Origin of the sequence: Pseudomonas sp. WHRI 8519 (genome assembly GCF_040224055.2) — a bacterium.
In the GTDB taxonomy this organism is placed as follows: Bacteria; Pseudomonadota; Gammaproteobacteria; order Pseudomonadales; family Pseudomonadaceae; genus Aquipseudomonas; species Aquipseudomonas putida_X.
The window spans coordinates 1,109,503-1,130,961 of record NZ_CP167996.1 but is presented as its reverse complement, the minus strand read 5'-3'; the positions used below and the strand labels follow the sequence as shown (position 1 = coordinate 1,130,961).

General features: G+C 63.4%; 22 protein-coding genes and 1 tRNA gene. 14 read left to right on the top strand and 9 right to left on the bottom strand.

The genetic code is table 11. The features are described from left to right. Nucleotides 1-36 precede the first annotated feature (36 nt). Nucleotides 37-495: a protein YgfX gene (locus ABRP30_RS05205; RefSeq protein ID WP_241804827.1), complete on the bottom strand. Its 459-nt coding sequence runs from the start codon at nucleotides 493-495 to the stop codon at nucleotides 37-39. After that, complete coding sequence (locus ABRP30_RS05200; protein ID WP_008094993.1) at nucleotides 479-733, bottom strand: succinate dehydrogenase assembly factor 2; 255 nt, start codon at nucleotides 731-733, stop codon at nucleotides 479-481. Before ABRP30_RS05200 ends, ABRP30_RS05205 begins: the two co-directional genes overlap by 17 nt. 133 nt (nucleotides 734-866) lie before the next feature. Here ABRP30_RS05200 and ABRP30_RS05195 point away from each other — a divergent pair, with 133 nt between their 5' ends. Continuing rightward, the gene (locus ABRP30_RS05195) at nucleotides 867-1,808 is read left to right on the top strand and encodes a folate-binding protein YgfZ (RefSeq protein WP_267821334.1); all 942 of its coding nucleotides are present in this window, start codon (nucleotides 867-869) and stop codon (nucleotides 1,806-1,808) included. Between the two features lie 31 nt (nucleotides 1,809-1,839). Continuing rightward, on the top strand, nucleotides 1,840-2,646 hold the full coding sequence (locus ABRP30_RS05190; protein ID WP_267821332.1) for an HDOD domain-containing protein: 807 nt from the start codon (nucleotides 1,840-1,842) through the stop codon (nucleotides 2,644-2,646). A gap of 39 nt (nucleotides 2,647-2,685) precedes the next feature. Here ABRP30_RS05190 and ABRP30_RS05185 read toward each other — a convergent pair whose 3' ends face one another. Continuing rightward, complete coding sequence (locus ABRP30_RS05185) at nucleotides 2,686-4,065, bottom strand: sensor histidine kinase (protein WP_267821330.1); 1,380 nt, start codon at nucleotides 4,063-4,065, stop codon at nucleotides 2,686-2,688. Continuing rightward, entirely contained in the window at nucleotides 4,058-4,729 is a 672-nt protein-coding gene (locus ABRP30_RS05180; protein WP_267821328.1) for a response regulator, read from the bottom strand. The genes ABRP30_RS05185 and ABRP30_RS05180 overlap by 8 nt, the downstream gene beginning before the upstream one ends. Nucleotides 4,730-4,929: 200 nt before the next feature. Here ABRP30_RS05180 and ABRP30_RS05175 point away from each other — a divergent pair, with 200 nt between their 5' ends. The 5 genes from ABRP30_RS05175 to ABRP30_RS05155 all read left to right on the top strand — a co-directional run bounded on the left by ABRP30_RS05175 (nucleotide 4,930) and on the right by ABRP30_RS05155 (nucleotide 10,351). Beyond that, the gene (locus ABRP30_RS05175) at nucleotides 4,930-6,219 is read left to right on the top strand and encodes an OprD family porin (protein ID WP_267821326.1); all 1,290 of its coding nucleotides are present in this window, start codon (nucleotides 4,930-4,932) and stop codon (nucleotides 6,217-6,219) included. 31 nt (nucleotides 6,220-6,250) lie between these two features. Next, complete coding sequence (locus ABRP30_RS05170) at nucleotides 6,251-7,231, top strand: tripartite tricarboxylate transporter substrate binding protein (RefSeq protein ID WP_267821324.1); 981 nt, start codon at nucleotides 6,251-6,253, stop codon at nucleotides 7,229-7,231. Between the two features lie 119 nt (nucleotides 7,232-7,350). Continuing rightward, on the top strand, nucleotides 7,351-7,809 hold the full coding sequence (locus ABRP30_RS05165; protein ID WP_267821321.1) for a tripartite tricarboxylate transporter TctB family protein: 459 nt from the start codon (nucleotides 7,351-7,353) through the stop codon (nucleotides 7,807-7,809). Nucleotides 7,810-7,812: 3 nt separating this feature from the next. Next, nucleotides 7,813-9,327: a tripartite tricarboxylate transporter permease gene (locus ABRP30_RS05160; protein WP_267821319.1), complete on the top strand. Its 1,515-nt coding sequence runs from the start codon at nucleotides 7,813-7,815 to the stop codon at nucleotides 9,325-9,327. Further along, nucleotides 9,320-10,351, top strand: a complete 1,032-nt coding sequence (locus ABRP30_RS05155; RefSeq protein ID WP_267821317.1) for an AbrB family transcriptional regulator — start codon at nucleotides 9,320-9,322, stop codon at nucleotides 10,349-10,351. Before ABRP30_RS05160 ends, ABRP30_RS05155 begins: the two co-directional genes overlap by 8 nt. Before the next feature lie 329 nt (nucleotides 10,352-10,680). Here the strand turns inward: ABRP30_RS05155 and ung are convergent, their stop codons facing one another. After that, nucleotides 10,681-11,373 (bottom strand): uracil-DNA glycosylase, encoded by a 693-nt coding sequence (gene ung / locus ABRP30_RS05150; protein ID WP_267821314.1) that lies wholly within the window; start codon nucleotides 11,371-11,373, stop codon nucleotides 10,681-10,683. Between the two features lie 125 nt (nucleotides 11,374-11,498). On the opposite strand from ung, the gene ABRP30_RS05145 reads away from it, so the two are divergent. Next, nucleotides 11,499-12,605: an enoyl-CoA hydratase/isomerase family protein gene (locus ABRP30_RS05145; protein WP_349976210.1), complete on the top strand. Its 1,107-nt coding sequence runs from the start codon at nucleotides 11,499-11,501 to the stop codon at nucleotides 12,603-12,605. A gap of 31 nt (nucleotides 12,606-12,636) precedes the next feature. Here ABRP30_RS05145 and ABRP30_RS05140 read toward each other — a convergent pair whose 3' ends face one another. After that, nucleotides 12,637-13,077: a hypothetical protein gene (locus ABRP30_RS05140; RefSeq protein WP_349976209.1), complete on the bottom strand. Its 441-nt coding sequence runs from the start codon at nucleotides 13,075-13,077 to the stop codon at nucleotides 12,637-12,639. 211 nt (nucleotides 13,078-13,288) lie between these two features. Here ABRP30_RS05140 and ABRP30_RS05135 point away from each other — a divergent pair, with 211 nt between their 5' ends. The 5 genes from ABRP30_RS05135 (at nucleotide 13,289) to ABRP30_RS05115 (ending at nucleotide 17,155) form a co-directional block, all read left to right on the top strand. After that, entirely contained in the window at nucleotides 13,289-14,779 is a 1,491-nt protein-coding gene (locus tag ABRP30_RS05135) for a diguanylate cyclase (RefSeq protein WP_349976208.1), read from the top strand. After that, on the top strand, nucleotides 14,772-15,002 hold the full coding sequence (locus tag ABRP30_RS05130) for a cysteine-rich CWC family protein (protein WP_349976207.1): 231 nt from the start codon (nucleotides 14,772-14,774) through the stop codon (nucleotides 15,000-15,002). The genes ABRP30_RS05135 and ABRP30_RS05130 overlap by 8 nt, the downstream gene beginning before the upstream one ends. A 33-nt stretch (nucleotides 15,003-15,035) precedes the next feature. After that, complete coding sequence (locus tag ABRP30_RS05125; protein WP_349976206.1) at nucleotides 15,036-15,728, top strand: pseudouridine synthase; 693 nt, start codon at nucleotides 15,036-15,038, stop codon at nucleotides 15,726-15,728. A gap of 344 nt (nucleotides 15,729-16,072) precedes the next feature. Further along, nucleotides 16,073-16,963 carry an alpha/beta fold hydrolase gene (locus ABRP30_RS05120; RefSeq protein WP_267821301.1) on the top strand — a complete coding sequence of 297 codons (891 nt, stop codon included), beginning with the start codon at nucleotides 16,073-16,075 and terminating at the stop codon, nucleotides 16,961-16,963. Nucleotides 16,964-17,081: 118 nt separating this feature from the next. Beyond that, nucleotides 17,082-17,155: transfer RNA gene (locus tag ABRP30_RS05115), tRNA-Gly, on the top strand. A 92-nt stretch (nucleotides 17,156-17,247) separates the two neighbouring features. On the opposite strand, the gene ABRP30_RS05110 is transcribed toward ABRP30_RS05115, so the two are convergent. After that, complete coding sequence (locus ABRP30_RS05110) at nucleotides 17,248-18,315, bottom strand: glycerophosphodiester phosphodiesterase (protein WP_372490408.1); 1,068 nt, start codon at nucleotides 18,313-18,315, stop codon at nucleotides 17,248-17,250. 113 nt (nucleotides 18,316-18,428) lie between these two features. Here ABRP30_RS05110 and ABRP30_RS05105 point away from each other — a divergent pair, with 113 nt between their 5' ends. Further along, a complete protein-coding gene (locus ABRP30_RS05105; RefSeq protein WP_349976204.1) occupies nucleotides 18,429-19,442 on the top strand; it encodes a DUF4917 family protein in 1,014 nt (337 codons plus the stop codon). 31 nt (nucleotides 19,443-19,473) lie between these two features. Here ABRP30_RS05105 and ABRP30_RS05100 read toward each other — a convergent pair whose 3' ends face one another. Together ABRP30_RS05100 and ABRP30_RS05095 are read right to left on the bottom strand one after the other, a co-directional pair. Beyond that, nucleotides 19,474-20,703, bottom strand: a complete 1,230-nt coding sequence (locus tag ABRP30_RS05100) for an SAM-dependent methyltransferase (protein ID WP_349976203.1) — start codon at nucleotides 20,701-20,703, stop codon at nucleotides 19,474-19,476. 99 nt (nucleotides 20,704-20,802) lie between these two features. Then, the gene (locus ABRP30_RS05095; protein WP_349976202.1) at nucleotides 20,803-21,420 is read right to left on the bottom strand and encodes a hypothetical protein; all 618 of its coding nucleotides are present in this window, start codon (nucleotides 21,418-21,420) and stop codon (nucleotides 20,803-20,805) included. Nucleotides 21,421-21,459: the final 39 nt, after the last annotated feature.

Sequence of the window (21,459 nt, the reverse complement as noted above, 5' to 3'; positions counted from 1 at the left end):
TGGCAGGCAAACTGCAAGGGCAGACGCGGCGCCTGCCTAGCGGGCCGCGACCTCTGCCCACCGGCGCCGGCTGAATTTCAGCCGTACCCGCAGACGCCGATGCTGATCAGCCGCCGTGGCATCGCCGACAACGCACTGGCTCTCGGCCAGCCAGCGCCCAGGCCTGGTGAACCGCAATACCACCAGGCCCGGCAGCGCCACGCTGTCGCGACACAGGCGCACCGCCTGCCAGCCCCCGGCACGACTGAAAAGCTGCCAGCCCGCTGCATCCCGGCGCAGGCCAGTGACGGCTTGAGCATGGGTCAGCAGTATGCGTCGAGGGATCACCCAGCGGGCGTGGGCCAGGCAAGCGCCTGAGACAGCGAGGGAAAACCACCAGGGCAGCGCACTCAGCCACAAGGCCAGCAACGCCAGCACCTGGCAGATCAGGTAGGCCGCCAGCAGCAGGCGCGAACCCTGCCAACGGCACTCGAAACATTCACTTGGGCTGGACACGGTCCAGAATGATGCGAACCATGCGCTGCAGCTCCGGGTCTTCGGACTCGGTACGCTCCATGAACCAGCCGAACATATCCTGATCCTCACAGCTCAACAGGCGAACGTAGAGTTCGCGATCGGCTTCGCTCAGGGTCGGGTAGACCTCCTGGGTGAAAGGCACCAGCAGTACGTCGAGTTCCAGCATGCCGCGACGGCTGTGCCAGAAAAGCCGGTTGAGTTCAGTTTGTTCGACCATGGGGCCCTCCTCAAATGGGCGGCCAGTATACAGCCAGGCGCACGAAGCGGCACGAGGCGTTGGTCTAGTCACCTACCTATTTTGTTACTGGCGTTCTATGATGGCCGCCAGTCTTTAGCCACCGCGATCCCCCATGGCCGATTCCGCTTTCTACTGCCCGCTGTCCCACGAGGGCATCCTCGCCGTCCGCGGCTCCGATGCCGGCAAGTTCCTGCAGGGCCAATTGACCTGCAACATCAACTACCTCAGCCCCGAGTACGCTAGCCTGGGCGCCCGCTGCATGGTCAAGGGGCGCATGCAGTCGAGCTTCCGCATCCTGCCCGAAGGCAACGGCTACCTGCTGGCCATGGCCAGCGAGCTGCTCGAGGCACAGCTGGCCGACCTGAAAAAGTACGCTGTGTTTTCCAAGGCCACGCTCAGCGACGAAAGCGCTGCCTGGGCGCGTTTCGGCCTGCAGGGCGGTGATGCGGCGCTGCTGGCCTTGGGTTTGAAGGTGCCGACCAACGCGGGCGCCACCGAACGCCATGAAGGCCTGATCGCCGTGGCCGTCTCCGAGGGGCGCGTGGAGCTTTGGGTACCGGCGGACACCGCCGCCAGCGTGCGCGAAAAACTGGCAGCCTCATTGCCTGAAGCACCGCTGAACGACTGGCTGCTGGGGCAGATTCGTGCCGGCATCGGCCAGGTCATGGGCCCGACCCGTGAGCTGTTCATCCCGCAGATGATCAATTTGCAGGCGGTCGATGGCGTGAGTTTCAAGAAGGGCTGCTACACCGGCCAGGAAATCGTCGCGCGCATGCAGTATCTGGGCAAGCTCAAGCGACGCCAGTACCGCCTGCTGCTGGACCAGCACGATAGTCCTGCCCCAGGGGCGCAGATCTTCTCGCCGACCCATGGCTCATCGGTTGGCGAAGTGGTCATTGCCGCTAGCACGGGCAAGGGCTGCGAACTGCTAGCGGTACTCAGTGCCGAGGCCGTGGAGGATGACAACCTGCACCTGGGCAGCCTGCAAGGCCCGCGCCTGCAGGTTTCGAGCCTACCCTACGAACTGGATCGCGACCGGGAAATCCAGCGCTGACCAGCCCGCCACCCCTGCTGTAGAGAAGTAAATGAACAAGCTGGCCGAGATGGTTCAAGCACAGTTGCTGGCTGCCATCGCCAACGATGACCTGGTCCTGCCGACGCTTCCGGAAGTTGCCCTGAGCATCCGTGAGGCCGCCGAGGACACGGAAATCAGCGTTGCTGCCCTGAGCAAGGTGATTGGCCGCGACGCGGCCCTCTCCGCCCGCCTGATCAAGGTAGTGAACAGCCCCCTGCTGCGGGCGGCGATCGAGGTCACTGACCTGCACACGGCCATCACTCGCCTGGGCATCAACTACAGCTGCAACCTGGCCATCGGCCTGGTGATCGAACAGATCTTCCACGCACGTTCATCGGCAGTCGAGCAAAAATTAAGGGATATCTGGGCCAACAGCCTTGAAGTGGCGGGCATCAGCTATGAAATCTGCCGCCGCTTCACTCACCTCAAGCCTGACCAGGCCACCCTCGGCGGCCTGGTCAACCAGATCGGCGCGCTGCCGGTACTGATCTACGCCGAAGAGCACAACGAACTGCTCTCGGACCCGGTATGCCTGCACTACGTGATCGAGCAGATCCAGCCTGTGCTGGGGGACAAGATCCTTTCGTCATGGGAATTCCCCGAGCAATTGGTCAACCTGCCAAGCCAGGTGCAGGACCTGGACCGGCGCACCGACAAAATCGACTACATCGACGTGGTGCAGATCGCCCGCTGCCTCAGCCAGCGCGGACGCAGCCGGCCTCTGGCTGCGTTGCCGGCCTATCGCCACCTGGGGTTGCCGTTTGGCACGGAGCTGGAGGTTGGCGAGCTGCTGGAAGCGCGGAGCATGCTGCGCTAGCCGTGCCTTGCCCGCCAACGGTGCCGCGCAGGCAAGACCTCAGTCAGCGATAAAACTCACGCGCACTTTCAGCCCGCCCTTCTCACCGTCGTGCAGGCTGATCTGCGCCAGGTGCGCGCGACAGATCTCACCGACGATCGCCAACCCCAAGCCAGTGCCTTGGGCGCTGCGTCGATAGAAGCGCTCGAACACCCGCTCGCGCTCATCTTCGGGGATACCGGGGCCATCATCCTCGACCTCCAGTACCGCTGGCGCCAGCACCCGCAAAATCACATTACCGCCCGCCGGGGTATGGGCCAGCGCATTGTCCATCAGGTTGCTGAGCAATTCGTTGAGCAAGGTCGGCTCACCTTTGAGCCACACCGGCGCCGCGGCCTCCAGCGCCAAGGCCACACCACGTTTATGCGCCAGCGGCGCCATGGCCATGCCCAGCTCGCGGGCCAGCTGGCTGAGGTCCAGGCGCTGAGCGCCACCCTCGGCGATTGCCCGGGCGCCATTTTCCACACGGGCCAACGACAACAGCTGGTTGGCCAGATGGGTCAGCCTGTCAGTGCCTTGGGCGGCAGACTCCAGCGTCTGGTGCCACTGTTCGGGCTGTTTCGCGCGCAAGCCCAGCTCGACCCGCGCCTTGAGGGCCGCCAACGGCGTGCGCAGTTCGTGGGCGGCCTCGGCAATGAATTGCGCCTGGCGCTCGAACTGCCCTCGCAAGCGTTCGGTGAAGTGATTCAAGGCACGCACCAGCGGGTCAAGCTCACGCTGCACCTGCACCAGCGGCAGCGCGCGCAGGTCATCCGGCTGGCGCTCCTCCACGGCTTTGCGCAGACGCTCCAGCGGGCGCAGCGCCGCACTCACCGCGAACCAGACCATCCCCAATGCCCCGAGCGCCAGCATGCCCAGGCGCAGCAGGGTGTCGGCCATCAGCCCACGGGCCATGCTCACCCGCGCCTCCTCGGTCTCGGCCACCCGGATTTCAGCCATGCCGTTCATGTTCGGCTCGCTTACAGCCTTGAGCAGGCTGACCACGCGCACGTCCTGCCCGAGGTAGGTGGCGTTGTAAAAGCGCGCCAGCGCTGGGTAATCGTCCGTACGCGGTGTGCCTGGCGGCGGGGGCGGCAGATTCTCGTAGCCCGAGATCAGTTTCTGGTTGATGTCCAGCACCTGGTAGTAGATGCGCCCGGCACTGTCGTAGGCAAAGGTGTCCAGCGCCACGTAGGGCACGTCCGCGCTAAGGGTGCCGTCGCGCTGGGACAAGCCGGCGGCGATGGTCCGCGCCGATGCCAGCAAGGTCCGGTCGTAGGCCGTATCGGCAGCCTCGCGCCCATTCCAGTAGGCGCTCAGGCCGCTGGCCAGCATCAGCACGACCAGCAGCAGCGCCAGGTTGCCCAGCAAGCGCCCGCGCAGGCTGCCATTGTCACGCATCGCGGTGCTCGAGCAGGTAGCCGAGGCCGCGGAATGTGACAATGGCCACCGGCTGGCCGTCGAGCTTCTTGCGCAGGCGGTGGATGTAGATTTCGATGGCGTCGGGGCTGGCCTCTTCGTCCAGGCCAAAGACCTGGGCGGCCAACTGCTCCTTGCTCATCACCCGGCCGGGCCGGGCGATCAGCGCCTCGAGTACGCTCTGCTCACGGGAGGTCAGGGTCAGGTGGTCCTCGCCCAGGGTGAACCGCCGGGTATCAAGGTCATACACCAGCGGACCGCAGCGTTGCTGGCGCTCGCCGCCCAGTACGCTGCGCCGCAGCAGCGCCTTGACCCGTGCTTCCAGCTCGGTCAGCTCAAAAGGTTTGGCCAGGTAGTCGTCGGCGCCCAGGTTCAGGCCATGCACCCGGTCCTTCACATCGCTGCGCGCAGTCAGCATCAGCACCGGCAGGGTCTTGCCGCGCCCACGCAGGCGGGCCAGCACCTCAAAGCCGTCCATGCGCGGCAAGCCCACGTCGAGCACGGCAACGGCGTACTCCTCGCTGGCCAGCGCCAGGTCGGCGGCCACGCCGTCATGCAGCACATCCACGGTCAAGCCATGGCTCTTCAGGGCCTGGGCCACGCTTTCGGCCAGTTGTACGTGGTCTTCGACCAGCAGCACACGCATCGAATTCTCCCTGCTCGGGTGGGGCGGTGGCGCGGAGTGTACCGCTGTAGCCCGGTCTGTGAAGCCCCTCGTAACAAACCTTTCAAGCTGAAAGGTTAGCGAAAGGTTCGTTACCTAGCATCGCACCACGGTCGCCCCATGCGCCGAAAAAAAGCACCAGCAAGGTGCAACCAATAAGAACAATAACGGAGTCATCCTCGATGCTGTCATCGCAGCCGCAGGCGTTCGCGCCTACCCGTTCCCTTTCCGCACGCCCATACGCCTACGCTTGTGCCTTCGCGCTTGCCGGCGTCGCCCCGATGAGCCAGGCCGCCTTCTTCGAAGACAGCACGGCAACCTTCGAAACCCGCAACATGTACTTCAACCGCGACTTTCGCGACGGCACCAGTGCGCAGCAGTCCAAGCGCGACGAGTGGGCCCAGGGCTTGATGCTCAACTTTGAGTCCGGCTACACCGACGGCACCGTGGGCTTTGGCCTGGACGCCTTGGGCATGCTCGGCATCAAGCTCGACTCAAGCCCCGACCGCGCAGGCTCTGGGCTGTTGCCGACCCACGATGATGGCAAGGCCGCCGATGAGTACTCCAAACTCGGCCTGACCGGCAAAGTGAAAGTGTCCCAGACCGAACTGAAAATCGGCTCGCTGATCCCCGAACTGCCGACCCTGCAGCCCAACGATGGCCGCATCCTGCCGCAAACCTTTGAGGGCGGCCTGGTCACCTCCAAGGAGATCAAGAACCTCACCTTCACCGGCGGGCGCTTGGAGAAGGCCAAGGATCGCAATGACACCAACTGGGAAGACCTGGCCCTGAACAACAAGAACGGCCGCTTCGGCGGCACGTTCTCGGCCGACAACCTCGACCTGGGGGGCGTCGACTACCAGTTCACCGATCGCATCACCGGCAGCTACCACTTCGCCCAGCTCGACGACATCTACCGCCAGCACTTCCTCGGCATGGTCGCCACCCAGCCTTGGGGCCCGGGCACCTTCGGTGCCGACCTGCGCCTGGCAGTGAGCGACGATCAGGGCCAGGCCAAGGCCGGTAGCATCGACAACACCACCGTCAACGGCATGTTCAGCTATGCCTTGGGCGGGCACAAGGTGAGCGCCGCCTACCAGCACCTGTCAGGTGACAGCGCCTTCCCTTATGTCGATGGTGCCGACCCATACTTGGTCAACTTCGTGCAGATCAACGACTTCGCCGGGGCCGACGAGCGCTCGTGGCAAGTTCGCTACGACTACAACTTCGCGGCGCTGGGCGTCCCGGGCCTGACCTTCATGACCCGCTACATCAACGGCGACAACGTCAGCCGCGCCGATGGCAGCGAGGGCAAGGAGTGGGAACGTAATACCGAGTTCAAGTACGTGGTACAAAGCGGCCCGTTGAAAAACGTCGCCGTGCGCCTGCGCAACGCTACCTTCCGCTCGAATTTCGCCCGCGATGCCGACGAAGTACGGCTGCTGGTGAGCTACAGCGTCGCCCTGTGGTAACCCATAACAACAACGCTCACGGAGATAGACGATGAACTTTTCACTGCGCCGCCTCGCCCTGGTTACCGGCTGCCTGCTGCTGGCCGGCCATGCCATCGCCGCCGAACCCAAACGCCCCGAATGCATCGCCCCGGCCTCGCCGGGTGGCGGCTTCGACCTGACCTGCAAGCTGGTGCAAAGCGCCCTGGTGCAGGAGAAGATCCTCAGCAAACCGATGCGCGTCACCTACATGCCAGGTGGTGTCGGCGCAGTGGCCTACAACGCGGTGGTAGCGCAGCGCCCAGCGGATGCCGGCACCTTGGTGGCATGGTCCAGCGGCTCCTTGCTCAACCTGGCCCAGGGCAAATTCGGCCGCTTCGACGAAAATGCCGTGAAATGGCTGGCGGCAGTCGGCACCAGCTACGGCGCCATCGCGGTGAAAAGCGATTCACCCTACAAGACCCTGGATGACTTGGTCGCAGCGCTGAAGAAAGACCCGAGCAAGGTGGTGATCGGCTCTGGCGGTACCGTCGGCAGCCAGGATTGGATGCAGACCGCCCTGATCGCCAAGGCCGCCGGCATCAACCCGCGCGACCTGCGCTACGTGGCCCTTGAAGGTGGCGGTGAGATCGCCACTGCGCTGCTCGGTGGCCATATCCAGGTCGGCTCCACCGATATCTCCGACTCCATGCCCCACATCCAGAGCGGCAACATGCGCATCCTCGCCGTGTTCTCGGAAAACCGTCTCGACGAGCCGGAGATGAAAAACATCCCCACCGCCAAGGAACAGGGCTACGACATCGTCTGGCCGGTGGTGCGCGGTTTCTACCTTGGGCCGAAAGTGAGCGACGAGGAGTATGCCTGGTGGAAGGATTCCTTCGACAAGATGCTTGCCTCTGAAGACTTCGCCAAGCTGCGTGACCAGCGCGAGCTGTTCCCGTTCGCAATGACCGGCGCAGAGCTGGACACCTATGTGAAGAAGCAAGTGGCGGACTACAAGGCACTGGCCAAGGAATTTGGCCTGGTTCAGTAAGCCCGGGCGCCTGTACGGGCCACATCACCGGCAAGCCGGCCCCCACGGCGACAGCGTAGGGAGCCAGCTAGCCGGCGAAAAGGCCTGCACGGCCACTGCAACCCCAATGAGGATTCCCAATGATCCTGCAACGCCTCTTCGCCCTGGCTCTGCTGGCGCTGTGCGCCGTCCTGGCCGTGATGGCCTGGCCGTACCAGGCGGCCTTTTCCTACGAACCGGTCGGCCCACGGGCCTACCCGCTGTTGATGCTTGGCCTGATGAGCCTTGGCCTGCTCTATCTCGCCATACGCCCCACGCCCATCGTGCACAAGGACGACGAGCCTGCGCTGGACCGCGCGACCCTGACCAAGGTTGCTGCCTGCGTCGGCCTGCTGCTGGTCTTCGCCAGCACCTTTGAAGCCTTGGGCTTCATCCTCAGCGCCATCCTGGTTGGCATCCCCATGGCGCGCTTGTACGGCGGCCGCTGGCTGCACAGCACCCTCGTGGTGGTAGGCATGAGCCTGTTCCTCTACTGGCTGTTCGACCGCGTGATGGATGTGCCCCTGCCCCTCGGCCTGCTGAGCGTACTGGAGAACTGACAGATGGATACCTTGAGCTACCTGGGCCAGGGCTTTGGCGTCGCCCTGACCCCCTACAACCTGGTTACCGCCCTTTCGGGCACCCTCATCGGCACCGTGGTCGGCTTGCTGCCGGGCCTGGGCCCGATCAACGGCGTGGCGTTGCTGATCCCGATCGCCTTCGCCCTCGGCCTGCCCCCAGAGTCGGCACTGATCCTGTTGGCAGCGGTTTACCTGGGCTGCGAATACGGCGGGCGGATCAGCTCGATCCTGTTGAACATCCCGGGCGAAGCCTCGACCGTGATGACCACCCTGGACGGCTACCCGATGGCCCGCAACGGCCTGGCTGGCGTTGCCCTGTCGCTGTCGGCGTGGAGTTCGTTCATCGGCGCACTCATCGCCACCTGCGGCATGGTGCTGTTCGCCCCGCTGCTGGCGAAATGGGCGATCGCCTTCGGGCCGGCGGAGTACTTCGTGCTGATGGTGTTCGCCATCGTTGCGTTGGGCGGCATGGCCGGGGACAAACCGCTGAAGACCTTCATCGCCGCACTGATCGGCCTGTTCCTGTCAGCGGTGGGCATCGACGCCAACAGCGGCGTGTACCGCTTTACCGGTGACAGCGTGCACCTTGCCGACGGTATCCAGTTCGTGGTGCTGGTGCTGGGCCTGTTCTCGATCAGCGAAATCCTGCTGCTGCTGGAGAAGACTCATCATGGCCACCAGGCGGTCAAAGCCACGGGGCGCATGCTGTTCAACTTCAAGGAAGCGGCCTCGGTGTTCGTCATCAATATTCGCTGTGGCGTGCTCGGTTTCATCATGGGCGTGCTGCCAGGTGCGGGTGCGACCCTGGCCAGCGCCGTGGCCTACATGACCGAGAAGCGTATCGCCGGCGAAAGTGGCAAGTTCGGCAAGGGCGATGCCCGTGGCCTGGCTGCCCCGGAAACGGCCATCGGCGCGTCCTGCTGCGGCGCCCTGGTGCCGATGCTGACCCTGGGCGTTCCCGGCTCGGGCACCACGGCGGTGATGATCGGTGCACTGACCCTGTACAACATCACCCCCGGCCCCCTGCTGTTCGAACAGCAACCTGACATTGTCTGGGGGCTGATCGCTTCGCTGTTCGTCGCCAACATCATGCTGGTGATCCTGAACATCCCGATGATCCGCATCTTCACGCGCATCCTCGCCGTACCGAACTGGGCGCTGGTGCCAGTAATCGCGATCATCACCGCGATCGGTGTATACGCCGTGCACGCCACCACCTTTGACCTGTTCCTGATGGTCGGCATCGGCATCATGGGCTACATCCTGCGCAAGCTGGACTTCCCGCTCTCGCCCATCCTGCTCGGTTTCATTCTGGGCGGCCTGATGGAGCAGAACCTGCGCCGTGCGCTGTCGATTTCCAATGGCGAACTGGGCATTCTGTGGTCGAGCTCGATCAGCATGGGCATCTGGGCACTGGTGGTGTTCATGCTCTGCCTGCCGCTGCTGCGTATCTGGCGCAAGCGCAGCCTGCAGCGCCGGGCGATGGCCGATGCCTGATCGGTCGTTACCGCTGTACTGGGCGACAGGGCTGGTCGGCCTGGCGGGCGGGTATCTCGCCAGCCTGGTCGGCTGGCCCTTGCCTTGGATGGTCGGCGCCTTGCTGGCGATCATCCTGGTGCGCTGCCTGACGCCCTGGCAACTCTCGGAAATCCCCAATGGCCGCAAATGCGGCCAATGCATCATCGGCCTGGGTATCGGCCTGCACTTCACCCCTGCCGTGATCGAACAGGTGGCCAGCCATTTCGTGCTGATCTTCTTTGCCGCGATGCTAACCACGGTTTCCAGCGGGGTGGGCGTCTGGTTGCTGCGGCGTACCGGCGAAGACCGTGCCACGGCATTTTTTGCCAGCATGCCCGGGGGTTCCGGGGAGATGGTCAACCTCGGCGCACGTAACGGCGCGGTGCTCAGCCAGGTGGCTGCGGCGCAAAGCCTGCGGGTGCTGGCGGTGGTGCTGTGCGTACCGGCGCTGTTCAAGTTCCTGATCGGTGACGGTGTGCCGCTCAATCATACCGCCAGTGTGAGCTGGGGCTGGCTGGCACTGATCGCACCGCTGGGTGTGGCGGTCGCTCTCGCCTGGCAGCGCTTGCGCCAGCCCAACCCCTGGCTGTTCGGGCCGCTGCTGGTGGCCGCCACGCTAAGCCTGGCGGGCAACCTGCAGATTGCCCTGCCCGACGGTGCCAGCCAGATCGGCCAATGGTTGATCGGCAGTGGCCTGGCCTGCCACTTCAGCCGCACGTTCTTCCGCCGTGCTCCGTCGTTCTTGCTGCGCACGTTGCTCGCCACCGCGCTGTGCATGTTGATCGCGGGCGCTGCCGCCTGGGGGTTGAGCGTGATGACTGCGCTGGATCTGCGCTCGCTGACGCTGGGCATGATGCCGGGCGGCATTGCCGAGATGAGCCTGACCGCAGAGACGTTGCAGTTGTCGGTGCCGTTGGTGACCGCGTTGCAAGTGATGCGCTTGCTGTTCGTGCTTTTTCTGGCCGAACCGCTGTTCAGATACTGGGTGAAAGGCCAGGACTGAAGCCAACGCAACGCCTGTGGGAGGTGACCTGAGGTTGATGTCAGGCAGTCAGTGTGATCAGGGCTGCTGCGCAGCCCATCGCCGGCAAGCCGGCTCCCACCCCAACCGCGCCAACTTTTAGAAGTTGAGCAAGAACAGTTACCCCCACCGCGACCGCGCAGTTCTTCAGGCCTGCGCATTACTGGGGGAGGCAACCATCCTCTAAAAGCCGGCGCAATCCATGTGGGAGCCGGCTTGCCGGCGATCACCGGCGAAGCCGGTGCCATGCAGCGCTGCATCGACAACCCAGGCAGGCAGCCGCTCACTGTCCCCTCAGAACCCCCTGCCCCTCAAAGCGGCGGCAACGCCCAGTTGATCGGCGCCAGGCCACGCTGTTCGAGGAAGCCATTGGCCCGGCTGAAATGCCCACAACCCAGGAACCCCCGGTACGCCGACAGTGGCGAGGGGTGCACCGACTTCAATACCAGATGCTTGGTGCCATCGATCAGCTTCTGCTTGCTCTGGGCATGCGCGCCCCACAGCAGGAACACCACGTTCGAACACTGCTCGCTGACCACCTGAATGATCCGGTCCGTAAAGAATTCCCAGCCTTTCTTGGCATGCGAAGCGGCATTGGCGCGCTCGACGGTCATGGTCGTGTTGAGCAGCAGCACCCCCTGCTCGGCCCAGCTTTGCAGGTAACCATGGCTGGCAATGGGGATGTTCAGGTCGCGCTGCAGTTCCTTGTAGATGTTGACCAACGAAGGCGGGGTCGGCACACCCGGCTGCACCGAGAAGCACAGGCCGTGAGCCTGGCCCGGGCCGTGATACGGGTCCTGGCCGAGGATGACGACTTTCACCTGATCGAGCGGGGTGGAGTTGAGCGCATTGAAGATCATCGGGCCGGGTGGGTAGATTTCCTTGCCGGCGGCGTGCTCTTGGCGCAGGAATTCACGCAGCTGGTGCATGTAGGGCTGGTCGAACTCGGCCCGCAGGGCGTTTTTCCAGCTGGGTTCGAGTTTGATGCGATCGTCGTCAGTCATGGGGCCATCCGTAAACAATGGCGCGACACTAGGTAAGCCATCTGCCCTTGTCAATCGGTCCGACCTGTGGCCTGCATGATCGCCCAGGCAAGCCATACTTGAGCGATGACTTGAACGAGGTAGCCATGACCATTCACTGCGAGGTACTTACCGGCGCCGATGGCGCCCGCATCGGCATTGCCACACTGGACGCGCCCAAGGCGCTCAATGCCCTGAGCCTGCCGATGATCGAAATGCTCGGCGAATACCTGCAGGACTGGGCACGCGATCCGGGCGTAGTCTGTGTATTGCTGCGTGGCAACGGCGCCAAGGCATTTTGCGCCGGCGGCGATGTACGGGCACTGGCCCAGGCCTGCCGCGACCACCCTGGCAGCGTGCCACCGCTGGCAGCCACCTTCTTCGCCGCCGAATACCGCCTCGACCATCTCCTGCACACCTACCCCAAGCCGTTGCTGTGCTGGGGCCACGGCCATGTACTGGGGGGTGGCATGGGGCTGTTGCAGGGGGCCGGCGTACGCATCGTTACGCCCAGCAGCCGCCTGGCTATGCCAGAAATCAGTATTGGCCTGTACCCCGACGTGGGCGCCAGTTGGTTTCTTGGGCGCCTGCCGGGCAGGCTTGGGCTGTTTCTGGGGCTGACCGGCGCCCCCATCAACGCCCGGGATGCCATCGACCTGGGCCTGGCGGACCGATTCTTTGGCGAGCATCAACAAGACGGGCTTATCGAAGAGCTGTTGCAACTCAACTGGCAAGAACAGACCGACCTGCAGTTGAACAGCCTGCTCAAGGCGGAGCAGCACCGTGCCTATGCCGAACTGCCGCAGGCGCAGTGGTTGCCGCGGCGCCAGCTGATCGATGCCCTGCTCGATGTTGCCGACCCGGCGGCCGCGTGGCGGGCACTGGAGGGGCTCAAGCAGCATGAAGATCCCTTGCTGGCCGCCGCTGGGCAACGCCTGCACGAGGGCTGCCCGCTCACGGCGCATCTGGTCTGGGAACAGATCAGTCGGGCCAGGCATCTGTCATTGGCCCAGGTGTTCCAGATGGAATACAGCATGAGCCTCAATTGCTGCCGTCACCCCGAATTCAGCGAAGGCGTGCGCGCCCGCCTGCTGGACAAGGACAACCAGCCACGCTGGCACTGGCCGGATGTTACGCAAGTGCCGGCGGCGGTGGTCGAGGCCCATTTTGAGAAGGTATGGGAGGGGCGCCATCCCTTGGCAGATCTTGCCTGACCGGGGCCGCTATACCCCTCCCGGTAAACCTTCACCGTTGCCAGTTGCGGTCACCTGAGCGCCTACCCTCCGGACGGCGATCACGATCACCCCGGCCATTGGAGTGCCACCGGTCGTTCTGATACCGCCGGCTGTCATTGCGGTAATCATGCCGGTCGCGATCACGGCCGTAGTCATAACGCTGGCGATTGCCATAGTCGTAACGCGGGTTGCCATGCCACTGCTTCACCCCGGGCTGAGGGTGCGCACGGTATTGCGGCAGGGGTGCAGGCCGGTAGTAGCGCGGCGCCGGCTGATAGTAGTAGCGCGGCTGGGGGGCGACGTAATAGCGGTCATGACGGTAATAGCCCGGCGAGACATACCGGTCAGCGGTGTAGTAATCGGTACGATAATAACGGCCACCCTCGTGGTAGGGCACGCACGCGCTTGTCATCAGGCCCAACAGGGCGATCAACAGAATTCGATAGGACATGGCGGCCTCCTGGACCGCTGGGGTGCCCGTACAGCGGCGCTGCCGAGCGTCGACGCCAAAGCGAACATCGACAAGGAATAAGACATTGTCGCCATCGTGCAGTGCCATTTCCGCAATAATTTGAAATAGCTTGGATACCCCCAATAAACCTGCAGTCTTTTCCCAGGCTTATCACTAGAATGATCGCCTCGGCACACATCACGGGATGATCATGCCCTCACGTTCCGCTCTGTTCGCGCACCGCTCGCTGATCCTCACCATTTTGATGCTGCTGGCCTGCGGTTTCATCGCCACCTCGCTGCTCAGCTATTTCGCCTCCCGCAGCGCGATCCGCGATGGCATCGTCAACACTGAACTGCCGCTGACCTCCGACACGGTCTATTCGGAAATCCAGAAAGACCTCATCCGCCCGGTACTGATCGCCTCGATGATGGCCCAGGACACTTTCCTGCGTGACTGGGTGCTCGCGGGCGAGCAGGACACTCAGCGCATCACGCGCTTCCTTGGCGAAGTCATGGGCAAGCAGGACACCTTCACTTCGTTCTTCGTCTCCGACCGCACCCTGACCTATTACCAGGCCAAAGGTGTGCTCAAGCAGGTCCAGCCCAACAGCTGGCGCGACGCTTGGTATTTCCGCCTGCGCGACCAGAAAGCACCCTATGAAATCAACGTCGACCTGGACATGGCCAACCAGGACAGCCTCACGGTGTTTATCAACTACCGGGTGCTGGACTACCAGCAGCGGTTCATCGGTGCGACCGGGGTGGGCCTGAGCGTGGACACGGTGGTCAAGCTGATCGACACCTACCAGCGGCGTTACCAGCGATCGGTGTTGTTCACCGATGCCAAGGGCAAAATCTTGCTCACCGGCTCCGACGGCGGCCCGCATGGCCTGCGGGTCGGCCAGCCACTGCGCGACAACCCGGAACTGGATGCCTTGCAGGCGCAGCAGCCGGTACCCGCCGAGGGCAGCCATGAATACAAAGACAGCGAGGGCCACAGCCACTTTCTCAACGTAAGGCACCTGCCCGAACTTGACTGGTACCTGTTGGTGGATAAACGCGAGGCCGGCGCTTTGGCGCGCATTCGCCACTCGCTCTACCTCAACCTGGCGATCTGCGCGATGATCAGCCTGGTGGTGGTGTCGCTGCTGCATGCCATGCTCAGGCGCCATCAGGCCAGTATCGAGTCCCTGGCCACGCTCGACAGCCTTACCGGGCTGCCCAACCGACGCAGCTTCGATCTGCTGGCGGCAAAAGCCTTGCAACAAGCCCAGCGCGATTGCGCCCCGCTGGTGGCGCTGTTGATCGACCTGGACCACTTCAAGACGCTCAACGACAACCACGGCCACCTGGCAGGCGACGAAGTGCTGCGCCAGTTTGCCAATGTGCTCCAGGGCAGCCTGCGCCAGTCGGATATACTGTGCCGCTGGGGCGGCGAGGAGTTCATCGTGCTGCTGCGTGAAACTCAAGGCCGGCAAGCGATCGACGTGGCGGAAAAGATCCGTCGGCGTACCGAGCAGCTGACCTTCAGCCATGACGAACAGCCGTTGCGCCTGACCACCAGCATAGGCCTCAGCGGCCTGCAGCCGGGCGATACCCTACAAGTCCTGCTGACCCGCGCCGACCGTGCGCTTTATCGTGCCAAGCAGGCCGGCCGCAACCGCGTCTGCAGTGAAAATCCCGGACTTGTGTATGAATGACAGCCAGCACTGCCCTGCCTGTGGCGCCCTCAACCAGTGCACCCTGGCCGACCCACGTACCGCAGCCGCAGCCTGCTGGTGCTATGCGGTGACAATCGACCCTGCCGTTCTGCAGGCTCTGCCAGATGAACTGCGCGACAAATCCTGCCTGTGCCCGCGCTGCGCCGCAGGCGCCGGCCTGGCCGAGGACGCGCCTGCACGGATCGCGGCAAAAAAGCGCTAGACTGCGCGTCCCTCCCTGGACCACCTCAACGCCATGCGCCTCGACCGCTTCCTTGCCAACCTGCCCAGCTACAACCGCCAGCAAGTACGCTTGCTGCTGGTACAGCGCCGCGTGCGGGTGGATGGCGAAACGGTAACCGACCCGCAGGCCGAAGTCCGTGTGTTCAGCCGCATCGAGGTGGATGATCAGCTGCTGCAGGCCGGGCGCCCGGCGCGCTACCTGATGCTGCACAAACCGCCCGGCTGCGTCAGCGCCACTCACGACCCACAGCACCGCACCGTACTCGACCTGCTGCCTGCGCCGTTGCGCGAGGACCTGCACATTGCCGGGCGGCTCGACTACAACACCACCGGCCTGATGATCCTGACCAACGACGGCCAGTGGTCCCGGCGCCTGACGCAGCCGGCGACGAAGCTGCCCAAGCGCTATCGGGTGGAAACGGAAGATGAAATCGGCGCGCACTACATCGACAAGTTTCGCGCAGGCTTTTACTTCGCCTTCGAAGACCTGACTACCCTCCCCGCTCACCTGGACATCCTTGGCCCGCGTACGGCGCAGCTGTCCATCACTGAAGGGCGTTATCACCAGGTCAAGCGCATGTTCGGCTACTTCGACAACAAGGTTGTGGGGCTGCACCGCGAAACCATGGGGGCGATACAGCTCGATCCAGGCTTGGCGCCGGGCGAATTCCGGGCGCTCACGGCTGCAGAAATCGCTTCGGTCTAGACCGGTTCAGGCACGGCCCACACGTCGTACGACCGCCCGGCGAGAAAAGTCACAATTTTATCCAGCCGGCACTTGCGGGATGCCAGACCCGATGCTTGACTCCTAACTTGTCGGTCCGCGCGTGACTCGTCGGTCACGCTGCGCGCCACGACATCTTTTTGTCGGCTACCCAAGGCCTCGATGCCTTGGAGCACGGCAGATTGCCCGCCAAAAACAATACCGTCGACACGTGTGCCAAGGATCGACACAGGGCCCGGTAATTCCTTCAGGCAAATGCCTACCTGTCATAAAGAACGTGCACCCTAGGTGACGCGAACACCCTTTTTGCGCCAGGAGTCGATGACATGAGGCCAGAAATCGCTGTACTTGATATCCAAGGTCAGTATCGGGTTTACACGGAGTTCTATCGCGCGGATGCAGCCGAAAAGACGATCATCCTGATCAATGGCTCGCTGGCCACCACGGCTTCGTTCGCCCAGACGGTGCGTAACCTGCACCCACAGTTCAATGTCGTGCTGTACGACCAGCCCTACTCGGGCAAGTCCAAGGCGCACAACCGCCAGGAACGCCTGATCAGCAAGGAAGACGAGGCGCATATCCTGCTTGAGCTGATCGAGCACTTCCAGGCCGACCACGTGATGTCGTTCTCCTGGGGCGGTGCCTGCACCCTGCTGGCGCTGGCGCACCAGCCGCGTATGGTGAAAAAGGCGGTGGTCAGCTCGTTCTCGCCGGTGATCAACGAACCAATGCGCGACTACCTGAACCGCGGTTGCCAGTACCTGGCTGCCTGCGATCGCTACCAGGTCGGCAACCTGGTCAACGACACCATCGGCAAGCACTTGCCATCGCTGTTCAAGCGCTTCAACTACCGGCACGTCAGCAGCCTGGACAGCCATGAATATGCGCAGATGCACTTCCACATCAATCAGGTACTGCAGCATGACCTGGAACGGGCACTGCGTGGCGCACGTAACATCGACATCCCGGTGCTGTTCATCAACGGCGACCGTGACGAGTACACCACAGCCGAAGACGCTCGCCAGTTCGGCAACCATGTCGACAAGAGTCACTTCACGGTGATCCGTGATGCCGGGCACTTCCTGGACATGGAAAACAAGACGGCCTGCGAAGCCACCCGCAGCGCGTTGCTCGGTTTCCTCAAGCCGACCGTGCGCCAGGTGCGGGCACGTACTGCGTACAACGCCAGCCAAGAGCAGCATGCATGGGCAATCTGAGTGCATCGGCGCCCTGTAGCCATGGCCTGCAGGCTATGGGCGCCGACAGTTTTTTTCACCGGTTTATAACGAGGGCTTCTAATTCCAGACAGGTTCTGGTAAAAAGTCGAGCGCAGACGCGGGTATAGTTTAATGGTAGAACAGTAGCTTCCCAAGCTTCCGACGAGGGTTCGATTCCCTCTACCCGCTCCACTCCGCATCCCCCGCATGGCGTTCCAGAACGTCATCGCTGCCCTCGAGGCGAAGATCACCCCCAAGCCGGCCGGCTTGACACCTTCAAACGCTCAGTACCCCAGCCTTTTCAGCACAGCCGTCTCACGTTCAGCCGCGCGATCATAAAAGCGCAATAGCGCACCCGCCCTGTTGGTAAAGATCCCGTCCACCCCCGCCTTCATGGCGGCGTCGAAGTCCTGCGCCTCGTCGAGCGTATAGACGTGCACCAACAGCCCACGCTCATGGCTGGCCTGGTTCATCCATGGCTCAATGAGATCGGCGTAGCTCTGTTCGCCCAGCTTGCCACGCTTGGCAGAAGGCCCGGTTCCAATTGCACCGCCCTGCTTGGCCAAGTCCAGCCAGCGCAGGAATTCAGCCCGGCTCTTGGGGTGCTGGCGGGCATAAAAAGCGGCCTTGTCGCTTTCGCCTGAACCCGCGAAATCGTGTCCCGAGGCCGGTGCGATGGCCTTGGTACCCACCCACAGCAGCAGAATCTTCGGTACCTGCGGCATCGTCTCGTGCAGCAGCGCCAGGCTGTTGCGGTCGAATGTCTGCAATACCACGCGCCCAGGCCGGTCGAGCCAGCCACGGGCCTTCAAGCGCTCCTTGAGCTCGCGCTCAATACCGGGGAACTGGCTGGGCACCTTGGTCTCGATGTACAACCCGGGCTGGCGCTGCGGGTTGCCTTCGGCAATATCGATGACTTCGTCGAGGGTGAGGATCGGCAGTTTGGCGAACGACGCCCGTGCACGTGGCGGATAGGCCTCGTTGAACCAGCTGCCGGCGTCCAGGGATTTGAGCTCGGCGAGGGTAAAGGCACTGACTGGGCTGTGTTTGCGCTCGGGGAAACGCTTGGCGACATCGCTGGTACGTGACAGCTCATCGTCGTGGACCACAACCAGCACGCCGTCGCGCGTGCGCTGCAGGTCCAGTTCCAGATAGTCGGCGCCCAACTCGCGGGCCAACAGGTAGGCGGGCTTGGTAGATTCCGGTGCATCATAGGAGGCGCCGCGGTGAGCGATCACTGCCGGGTAGGGTATGCCTTGGGCTGCGGCGAGGGCCTTGCCGTCCGTTGCCAATGCCACGCAGGCCGGCCCCAGCGCTGCCAAGGCCAGCATCCCGATCAAACAATTGCGCATCTGAAGTCCTCTTTCGTTCTGCGAACCTGGTCGTGGCTCTAGCGCAACCCTCGCACACATTGCATGACATGCTAAAGTCGCCCCCGTTTCCCGCTCCAGCGAATGGACCCATCATGCCCGCACTAGACGCCCACCTCGCCACCTGGCAGGAACTCGCCCACCGCCACCCCTGCGAAGCCCTGCTACTGGGCAACGGCGCCAGCCGTGTGCTGTGGAAACCATTCGGCTACTTTTCGCTGTTCGAAGAGGCCCAGCGCGCCGGCCGCAAAAAAGGGCTGGCGATCAGCGACCAAGCCTTGTTCAAGTCCTTGGGCACCGAACTGTTCGAACCGGTGCTCACTACACTGAACCAGACCGTGCGCGCCAATGCGGCGCTGGCGATCAACTCTACTGCGCCGCTGAACCGCTACTACTCGATCAAGGAAGCGCTGATCCACGCCGTGCGCACCGTGCACCTGCCATGGCCTAAGATGCCAGTGACGACCCTGGCGTCCATCAACCAAGCCTTACGCGGCTACCGTAGTGTCTACACCAGCAACTATGACCTGATCCTGCCTTGGGCAGTGCAGCATGCACCTCAGGGCTTCGCCACGCTGTTTGATGAGCAAGGTTTCTTTGACGTACGCCGCACCCGCAGCGAAGGAACGCGCGTGCTGCATGTGCACGGTGGCCTGCACCTGCTCAAGCTGCCAGACGGCACCACCCGTCAGCGCAGCGCCGAAAGCGCCGAACTGCTGGACGGCTTCGCCGTGAACATCCCGGGGGAAGTGCCGCTGTTCGTCAACGAAGACCGTAGCGACGAAAAACTGCGCGCCATTCGCAACTCGGACTACCTGGGCTGGTGCCTGGGCCAGTTGGCCCAGGAAAGCCAGGGCATATGCCTGTTCGGGCAGCATCTGGACAGCAGCGACCAGCATCTGCTCGACGCCATTCGCCAGGCGCGGCCGCGCCATCTTGCGATTGCCATACGGCCGTTGAGCGAGGCTTCGGTGATCAATCAGAAGCAGCACTTTGTGGAACGGTTTGGTGATCTGGCGGGCACAGCGCTGCATTTCTTCGATGCGGGTACGCATCCGCTGGGGGCTGCAGCGTTGGCGATAAAGGGACCAGCGCACGCCGAACACTGACAGGCGCTCGGTCACGAGCGCCACAGCCGACTTACGCTGAAATGGGTGGCATCAGCCCGTCATTGCGCAACAACGTCTCCAGGCAATGCTCCTGCACGCCATAAAACGCTTTCAGTTGCGCAATCTTCTCCAGCAACGCTTGCGCCGGTGCGGGCTGTTTGCGTTTCACGGCAAGAATCATCTTGTTCTTGTTGGTGTGCTCCAGCGAGATGAACTCGAACACCTTCGTCTCGTAACCACAGGCTTCCAGATACAGCGCGCGCAAGCTGTCAGTGAGCATCTCGGCCTGTTGCCCGAGATGCAGCCCATATTGCAGCATCGGCTGCAGCAAGCCTGGGCTTTGCAGTTGCGGGCGAATCTGCTTGTGGCAGCACGGTGAGCACATGATGATCGCGGCGTTGCAACGGATTCCGGTGTGGATCGCATAATCAGTTGCAATGTCGCAGGCATGCAGGGCGATCATCACCTCGATGGCCTCGGGTACGACGCTGCGCACATCGCCGCACTGAAACTCAAGGCCCGGATGCTCCAGGCGCGAAGCGGCTGCATTGCACAAATCGACCATGTCCGGACGCAGCTCCACCCCGGTCACCTGCGCCGTGCGGCCCAGGCTGTTGGTCAGGTAGTCGTGCATGGCGAAGGTCAGGTAGCCCTTGCCTGAGCCGAAGTCGGCCACCCGCAGCACCTGCTCAGCCGGCACCGGCGCATTGGCCAGGGCGTGATCGAACACTTCAACGAACTTGTTGATCTGCTTCCACTTGCGCGACATGGACGGGATCAGCGCCCCCTGTGCGTCGGTCACACCCAGATCACGCAGGAAGGGGCGCGACAGTTCCAGGTAACGCTTCTTCTCGCGGTCGTGGCCCGTGCTGGCAGCAGCGTCGCGCGGCGCCTGCGCACCGTGGCGCTGGAGCATCGGCTTGCCCTTTTTGCTGAAGGTCAGTTGCACTTCACCGTCAGCGTCGAACAAGTGGGCATTGCGAAAGCTTTCCGGCAGCAGCCCGGCAATCAATGCCTGGGCCTGCTCCAGCGGCACGTTACGGGTGATGTCGCGCGTTTGATGGCGGTAGACCAGCGACAGGTTGGCCTGCCCTTTGACCTGCACCGGCTTGGCGATGATCCGCTGCAGGGTCGGGTCGGCGCCGACATGGCGCGCCAGCACCAGCTTGACCAGGGTGTTGCCGTGCAGGGCAGCGCTCAGCAGGTCGAGAAACTGGGCGCGCGCATCCGGCGCGATGGAAGCGGAAGTACTGGCGGACATGGAAAACAGGTGCCTCGGATAGCGGTGAGTGCGTTGCACAATGCCGCGCATTCTACGTTGATGCCCGGCTCAGGCGAAGGTTTTCGCGATGGGCGTGGTTCACTCCAGAATCACCAGGCGGTTCGGCAGCTCGTTGCCTGCGTGGGTGCGTGGCACGTGCTCGCACAGCCGCTCACCGCAAGCCTCGATGCACTCGATGAAGCCCTGAAGGGTGTGGCCCTGGCGCACCTGCTCGGCAAAGCGGGCGCCGATCACCGCACGCGCACGGGCATCGAGGTGCCGATCGATACCTTGATCGACCAGAATCTCCACGTGCAGCTCAGCTTCGGCCACGAAGATCAGCACCCCAGCCCCCTTGGCCGTGCAATGCAGTCTCTGCTCGCGAAACTGTTGCCGGGCCAGGCGCGATGCCCGCCAGCGGCGCAGCGCAGGGGGCACCAACCAGGCGTTCAGGCGTGGGATGCGCAGCAGCGCGCACAGGCCAATGAACAGCAGCAGGTTGGCCACCAGCAGCGCGTGCCCAACCGGCCAGCCCAGCACCAGCTGCAGCAGGCCAGGCCCCGCCAGCGCCAGCACGGCGGCCCAAAACAGTGGAAGATAGGGGTAATCATCGGCGCGTCGGGCCAGCACGGTCACCAGCTCGGCATCGGTGCGCCGTTCCACGCGCGCTATGGCCTCAGCGATCTGGCGCTGCTGGTATTCGTCGAGGGGGGTCATGCCTTCGGTCTCTGATCGTTTTTATAGTTGTTGTCCCGG